7 protein-coding genes and 1 rRNA gene are annotated in these 6,273 nt (G+C 47.1%); 7 read left to right on the top strand and 1 reads right to left on the bottom strand.

What is annotated here, in order from left to right; translation table 11 throughout:
* Together ACR0QE_RS08275 and ACR0QE_RS08270 are read left to right on the top strand one after the other, a co-directional pair.
* Nucleotides 1-87, top strand: a 23S ribosomal RNA gene (locus ACR0QE_RS08275); the annotation flags it as partial.
* A 250-nt stretch (nt 88-337) separates the two neighbouring features.
* The gene (locus ACR0QE_RS08270) at nt 338-1,114 is read left to right on the top strand and encodes a hypothetical protein (RefSeq protein WP_432627893.1); all 777 of its coding nucleotides are present in this window, start codon (nt 338-340) and stop codon (nt 1,112-1,114) included.
* 175 nt (nt 1,115-1,289) lie between these two features.
* Here the strand turns inward: ACR0QE_RS08270 and ACR0QE_RS08265 are convergent, their stop codons facing one another.
* Nucleotides 1,290-2,588: a S1C family serine protease gene (locus ACR0QE_RS08265; RefSeq protein WP_432627892.1), complete on the bottom strand. Its 1,299-nt coding sequence runs from the start codon at nt 2,586-2,588 to the stop codon at nt 1,290-1,292.
* A gap of 183 nt (nt 2,589-2,771) precedes the next feature.
* On the opposite strand from ACR0QE_RS08265, the gene ACR0QE_RS08260 reads away from it, so the two are divergent.
* The 5 genes from ACR0QE_RS08260 to ACR0QE_RS08240 all read left to right on the top strand — a co-directional run bounded on the left by ACR0QE_RS08260 (nt 2,772) and on the right by ACR0QE_RS08240 (nt 6,099).
* Nucleotides 2,772-3,113 carry an arsenate reductase family protein gene (locus tag ACR0QE_RS08260; RefSeq protein ID WP_432627891.1) on the top strand — a complete coding sequence of 114 codons (342 nt, stop codon included), beginning with the start codon at nt 2,772-2,774 and terminating at the stop codon, nt 3,111-3,113.
* A gap of 31 nt (nt 3,114-3,144) precedes the next feature.
* Nucleotides 3,145-3,759 (top strand): SGNH/GDSL hydrolase family protein, encoded by a 615-nt coding sequence (locus ACR0QE_RS08255; protein WP_432627890.1) that lies wholly within the window; start codon nt 3,145-3,147, stop codon nt 3,757-3,759.
* A 24-nt stretch (nt 3,760-3,783) separates the two neighbouring features.
* Nucleotides 3,784-4,479 carry a metallophosphoesterase gene (locus tag ACR0QE_RS08250; protein WP_432627889.1) on the top strand — a complete coding sequence of 232 codons (696 nt, stop codon included), beginning with the start codon at nt 3,784-3,786 and terminating at the stop codon, nt 4,477-4,479.
* Nucleotides 4,480-4,556: 77 nt separating this feature from the next.
* A complete protein-coding gene (locus tag ACR0QE_RS08245) occupies nt 4,557-5,243 on the top strand; it encodes a TIGR00266 family protein (RefSeq protein ID WP_432627888.1) in 687 nt (228 codons plus the stop codon).
* Nucleotides 5,244-5,616: 373 nt separating this feature from the next.
* A complete protein-coding gene (locus ACR0QE_RS08240) occupies nt 5,617-6,099 on the top strand; it encodes a DUF2798 domain-containing protein (protein ID WP_432627887.1) in 483 nt (160 codons plus the stop codon).
* The last annotated feature ends 174 nt before the right edge of the window (nt 6,100-6,273 follow it).

Genomic DNA, 6,273 nt, shown 5'->3' with positions numbered 1-6,273 from the left:
TTGAAGACGACGAGGTAGATAGGGCAGAGGTGGAAGCGCAGTAATGTGTGGAGCTGACTGTCACTAATAGGTCGAGGGCTTAACCAAGACGGTTTAGGAAATACAGAATTACGGATGATTCAATGTGCAGTTTTGAAGGTATATGAGAGAGGAGAGCTGTGTTCCAGAGATGGAACATGGCTTTTTTTGTTTTTTAGGAAAAATTCAGCATATTTAATATTTATTGATTGTCGGTGCATCAGTATCTGTTTGGTATCTTTTTGTCTGCTATAATACGCACATGAGATGGAAAGCAAAAGATAAAAAATAAAGACAGAAAGAAAAGAGGAGACTCATGATGAGAAAGAAAAAATCAATGGCAATTGGAATCCTGACGATGGCAGCCACCGCAGCTTTGATGACGGCATGCGGAAATGGCGGCGAAAAGATTCAGCAGACGGAGAGCACAGCGGTAAGTGCAAGCGAAGAGCAGAAGACAGAGACTAAGGGAGAATCAGTATCTGCAGGCACTGCCGAGGAGAGCACACAGGCGGAGAATGGGGTACAGACGGAGCAGGCAAAGCGAATCAGTCCCCTTCCGTCCACATTAAGCTTAGATGGGCTTCAGGATGCGACATTTGCGGCATCGATTCAGACCTCAGGTGTTACGATGGAGAATGGAACCTTGTCAGTTCGCATGATCGTTTATGATTATGAGTTGTTTGACATGACAGAGATCTCTCAGCTGAAAGAGGGAGATACGCTGGTGTGCAATGGAGAGGATCTGCTTGTGACATCCGTGGAGCGCGGAGATGGCGGAATGGTGACGGTGAACGGAGGACTTGAGGAAGGTGGATGCTATCTCGCGACAAACGGGGATGGTGTTTATTATGAGTCCGGATTTGATGATATGAAGAGCTATTATTCAATTGGGGAGACGGTTCTTGAGGCAGCCCCGGACTTTGTATTTGTTGATCGCTCGGACATTGAGATTCAGAGTGAGAAGACGATGAATGCGGAGGAATTTGCAGAGTTTGTCAAGACACAGGATGACAATGCCTTTTTGCCGACCGGCACACAGGTGAGAACCGAGAATGGAAAGATTGCGGAGATTGACAAAAACTATACGCCGTAACGGAAGGAAATGGACGTACGCTGTAAGCAATAAGTAACATAAAGATAAAGTAAGAAAGAAAATAGACGAAAAAAATAAAAAACAAGCCATCTATCAGACACCGGGATCGGATGGATTTCCTTTCCCGGTATCGATAGATGGCTGGGGATTATAGATCTATGGATCAGGATAATTTTTATGACTTATTGTCGCTTGGACGGCTGCCGAGTGTGACTGTGACATCGTGTTCCTGATACGTTCCGTTTTCGAGTGACTGAACGGTCAGGGTGACAGTGGATCCGCTCTTATAGTAGGTGAGCATTTCCTTTAACTCGTCCATTGTGGTGACAGACTGTCCGTCGAACTTGGTGATGATGTCCTTTTCCTTCAAGTCGGAGGAAGCGGCAGCACCGTCATCAAGAATCTTGTAGACATAGATGCCGACCGGCATTCCGTAAGCCTTGGAGGCGTTTGCATCGATGTTGGTGCCCTGGATGCCGAGGAAGCCCTGAGCACTCTCGTCGAGAGCCTCACGAGTCTGTTTTGTCTTCAGGTTGTCCAGAATTTCACCGGCTTTAGAGATCGGGATCGCGTAGCCGATGCCCTCGACTTCCGTGGATGCAGTTTTTGCTGCATTGATACCGATGACATTGCCGTTCAAATCGATCAGGGCGCCGCCGCTGTTGCCCGGGTTGATGGCTGCATCCGTCTGGATGTAAGAGTGTTCAACACCGTTGCTGTCGGAGATCTCACGGTTCAGGGCACTGACGTATCCAACTGTCACGGACTGACCGTAACCGAGCGCATTGCCGATGGCGATGACCTGCTGGCCTGCTTTGAGGTTGTCAGAATCGCCGAGGGAGGCAACCTTGATCTTGCTCAAGGTATCTGAGGAGATGTCACTCAGCTTGACTGCGATGACTGCAAGGTCTGTCGCAGAGTCGGTGCCTTTGACTGCGGCACTTGCGGTGTTGTCATCCGAGAAGGTGACGGTCAGATCGGTTGCTCCGGATACCACATGGTTGTTTGTGGCGATCAGAAGTTCACTGTCCGTCTTGTCGATGATGATGCCGGAACCGCTGCTCTGTGCCTGGTAAGTTTCTGGAAGACCAAAGATTCCGTACTGCTGAACCGTCATCGTATCGTTGATTGCGACAACCGATGGCATTGCCTGTTCTACGACATCGGAGACATCCATTACCGTGTTGGAGACAGGAGAGGAACCTGTGCCCGATGTATCTGAACTGCTGTTTCCGACCGTGGTGGAGACGGCAGGGATCCGGGTGTATCGCTCACCGAGATAGCTGACACCTGTCATCACGCCGCCGGACACAGCGCCGAATAAAACGGCTGCGGCAACAATTCCCGCTGTCTTTCTGGCAAGACTTTTTGAGGATTTCCGATGCTTTAAACCGGAAACGTCGTGCTGCTTGGGCTGCTGCGGGGCAGAACTGGTTTCATCTATATTTTGACGTTCATTTTCATTCTCATACATATCAATCACTCCTCTCAGAGAAATCTTTGTCACAGATTCATTGTTGAACAAATCTTTTCTCTCTTTCTGAGTACCAATATAGTAGGGATGTTTGATATAATTGTGATGTAATTGTGGAGATTTTGTGTCTTCTGACACAAAAGGAAGAAAAAAGAAAACGTAAGAAAAGAGGAAGCAAAGACGATGAACATTCAGATTTTTGGAACCGGAAAATGCTTTGACACGAAGAAGGCAATGCGCTATTTCAAGGAGAGAAAGATACCGTTTCAGCTGATTGACATGAAGGAAAAAGGCCTCAGCAAGGGCGAATATCAGCGTGTCCGCCAGGCGGTGGGCGGCCTTGATGCGATGCTTGATCCGAAGTGCAGGGACCAGGATACTCTGACACTGATTAAGTACCTTGCGGAGGAGGACCGGGATCAGAAAGTCCTTGAAAACCAGCAGGTGCTGAGAACTCCGATTGTGCGAAACGGGGCACAGGCAACGGTCGGGTATGTGCCGGATGTGTGGAAAACCTGGAAATAAAAAATCAGAGAAAATTCATAGGGAAAAGAGGATGATTCAGATGAAAATGATCTGTTTTGGGGATTCCAATACATATGGATACGATGCCTGCTCTGCCTTCGGCGGCCGTCTGCCGAAGGAGGAGCGCTGGGTGGATGTTTTGGCGGAAATGTCAGGCTGGAATCTGGTGAATGAGGGATTAAACGGGAGAGAGATCCCGCGTCAGTGGTTTTTAGAGCGTCTTGATCAGATTCTTGAGGCAGATGTTCCGGCAGACCGGCTTTTTCTGATGCTTGGCACAAATGATATTTTAAACGGAGGATATGTGGATGTTTCCGGCATTGGAAAAAGGATGGAGATGCTTTTAGCCCACCTGCTCTCACAGCCGTATTTTCGTGCAGACCAGATTGTGCTGGCATCGCCGCCACGTCTTGTGATGGCACATATGGGGATTGCGGAGGCATCAATGGAGAGAGCGATTGCAAAGCTTCGCCCGGAGTACCGGAAACTCGCCGAAAAATACGGCGTCCGATTTATCGATGTGGGAGGATGGCAGATTCCGCTGACTCCAGATGGAGTTCATTTTACCGCAGGGGGTCATGTGATGTTTGCGGGAAAGCTCTGGGAGGAATTGAAGCTTTGGGAGAGTCAGGAGAAAAAGTTTTAAATGAAAGGCTGAGGAGGGAGCACGATGGCATTGTATGCGATGGGGGATTTTCATCTCGCCTTTTCTACCGGAAAGACGATGGAGGTCTTCGGGCGGGAGTGGAAAGATTACGTCAATCGGATTGAAAAAAATTGCAGAAAATGTCTCAGACCGGAGGACACGATTGTGATTACCGGGGATCACTCGTGGGGGAAGAATCTTCAGGAATGTGAGCCGGATCTCAAGTTTATTGAAGATCTGCCGGGGCGGAAAATTCTGCTTCGGGGCAATCACGATATGTTCTGGGATGCAAAGAAGACAGAAAAATTAAATCAGATGTTTGAGGGAAGACTCCGTTTCCTTCAAAATAATTTTGAGGTTTACGAGGATTATGCGCTTGTCGGCACGAAGGGGTACTGTTACGAGGGAAAAGACAGCATTGAGCATTTTTATAAGATTCGGGACCGGGAGATCGAAAGGCTCCGGAATTCCTTTGAACTTGCGAGAGCAGCGGGATACCGGAAGTTTTTGATGTTTCTTCACTATCCGCCGACGAGTATCGGAGAACAGGAGAGCCCGTTTACACAGATGGCAGAGGAGTACGGGGCTGAGAAAGTGATTTATTCACACTGTCATGGACAGGAACGATATGATGACAGCTTTAAGGGGGTGGTAAATGGGGTGGAATATTTTCTGGTTTCTTCGGATTACCTGAAATTTCGTCCACAGAAACTGATGTAGTGGAGACAGGTATTTTTTCACAACTCAAAAAGAAAGATAAAAGAGAAAGAAAAAGAAAAAACAGGAGGAAATGACTTATGAAGTACGAGATTATCGGAACGACAATGCCGGCAGTGGAAATCACATTTGAGCGGGGAAGAGAGAAGATGTACACACAGTCCGGCGGAATGGCGTGGATGACAGATGGTGTGGAGATGAGCACAAATACAAAAGGCGGTCTGATGAAGGGTCTTGGAAGAATGTTTGCCGGTGAGTCCATGTTTATGGCGACCTACACTGCAACCCGCCCGGGCGCGTCGATCGCATTTGCATCCACTGTTGCAGGACAGATTTATCCGCTCGACGTCACAGCGACAGGCGGAATGATCTGCCAGAAGGGAGCTTTTCTCTGTGCAGAAGAGGGTGTGGAGCTGAATGTCACCTTCACAAAGAAAGCTTCCGCAGGTCTGTTTGGCGGAGAGGGATTCATTCTGGAAGACATCTCCGGAGATGGAATGGCATTTCTTGAGATTGACGGTGACATTATTGTGAAGGATCTTGCTCCGGGTGAGGTTCTGAAAGTGGATACCGGAAATGTCGTTGGATTTGAGCGCAGCGTCGAGTTTGAGATTGAGACGATCAAGGGATTCAGCAATGTGCTGTTTGGCGGAGAGGGACTTTTCCTGACGAAGCTGACCGGTCCGGGACGTGTCATCATTCAGACTCAGAATATCAATGAGTTTGCAATGAGAGTGGCAAGATACATTCCAAGCAGCAGCAAATAAACCGCAGCATGGACGAATAAATTTATCGGTGAGGAATCACAAACTTTCTCGGAAGAGGATGTCAAATGGCATCCTCTTTTTCTGCTTTTTTCATGCGCAGAATAGGCAAAAAGAAAACCAATACAGAAAGAAAAATGAACGAAAGTATCAAGTGATAAAAAGGAATTAAAAAGGTGTCAAAGGACATAATGACGAAATTGAAAAAAGTGCTTACGAAGATGAAAAACTTTCGGTATAATGGGGACTTGCAGTCTGAGAAAATAAAAATTTTCTGAGAGAAATCTGAGCCGGAATCAAAGGCAAAGAAGAGGAAAAAAGAGAAGAACAAAAAAGAAACAGAAAAACAAAAACAGCAAGAGGAGAGAAAGTAAGTATGCCGCAGAATAAGAGAGAGAGTTTGATTTTCACCGTGATGATGTGCTGCACGATGGTGCTCTGGATGAGTATTTATAACGTAACCCTTCACATGGGAGCATTGAACCTGACGACGATCAGGGAAGCATGGGTCGGGTTCCCGATCGCCTGCATTTTTGCAATGTGTCTGGACTGGTTTGCAGTATCTGGATTTGCAAAGGGATTTGCATTCCGTTTTCTGGTAAAACCGCAGGACAGCGGACTCAAGAAGGCGATCTGTGTATCTACCTGTATGGTTGTTCCGATGGTATTTTTCATGTCCCTGTACGGAGCACTTGAGGCGACGGTTCACACCGGAAACTGGGGTCTTGTTCCGGTCATCTGGCTGACGAACATTCCGAAAAACTTTATCATGGCACTTCCGTTCCAGCTGATTGTGGCAGGACCGCTTGTGCGCAAAGTGTTCCGCAGCCTTTTCCCGGAAGGAACGGTTCTGGCATAAGAAATAGTAAAAGAAATAGAAAAAGAAATCTCTTTCTGATGTGATTCTGATTCTGGAAACAGATCAAACAGATCATATCGAGAGAGATTTCTTTTTTGTTATGATAGTATCGTATCATTCAATATATGTTGTGAAACTGTGTCAAACCACATACATTTTGAGTGAACGGTCCAC

The sequence above is a fragment of the Brotaphodocola sp. genome (genome assembly GCF_050873065.1).
Classification (GTDB): Bacteria; Bacillota; Clostridia; order Lachnospirales; family Lachnospiraceae; genus Brotaphodocola.
The sequence above is the reverse complement of the archived record's forward strand: the minus strand, read 5'-3'. Positions and strand labels throughout refer to the sequence as shown.

What these genes read in the sequence shown, in the direction of transcription:
- ACR0QE_RS08270 (WP_432627893.1), top strand. Translation starts at nt 338, where the DNA reads ATGAGAAAGAAAAAATCAATGGCAATTGGAATCCTGACGATGGCAGCC.
- ACR0QE_RS08265 (WP_432627892.1), bottom strand. Translation starts at nt 2,588, where the DNA reads ATGTATGAGAATGAAAATGAACGTCAAAATATAGATGAAACCAGTTCT.
- ACR0QE_RS08260 (WP_432627891.1), top strand. Translation starts at nt 2,772, where the DNA reads ATGAACATTCAGATTTTTGGAACCGGAAAATGCTTTGACACGAAGAAG.
- ACR0QE_RS08255 (WP_432627890.1), top strand. Translation starts at nt 3,145, where the DNA reads ATGATTCAGATGAAAATGATCTGTTTTGGGGATTCCAATACATATGGA.
- ACR0QE_RS08250 (WP_432627889.1), top strand. Translation starts at nt 3,784, where the DNA reads ATGGCATTGTATGCGATGGGGGATTTTCATCTCGCCTTTTCTACCGGA.
- ACR0QE_RS08245 (WP_432627888.1), top strand. Translation starts at nt 4,557, where the DNA reads ATGAAGTACGAGATTATCGGAACGACAATGCCGGCAGTGGAAATCACA.
- ACR0QE_RS08240 (WP_432627887.1), top strand. Translation starts at nt 5,617, where the DNA reads ATGCCGCAGAATAAGAGAGAGAGTTTGATTTTCACCGTGATGATGTGC.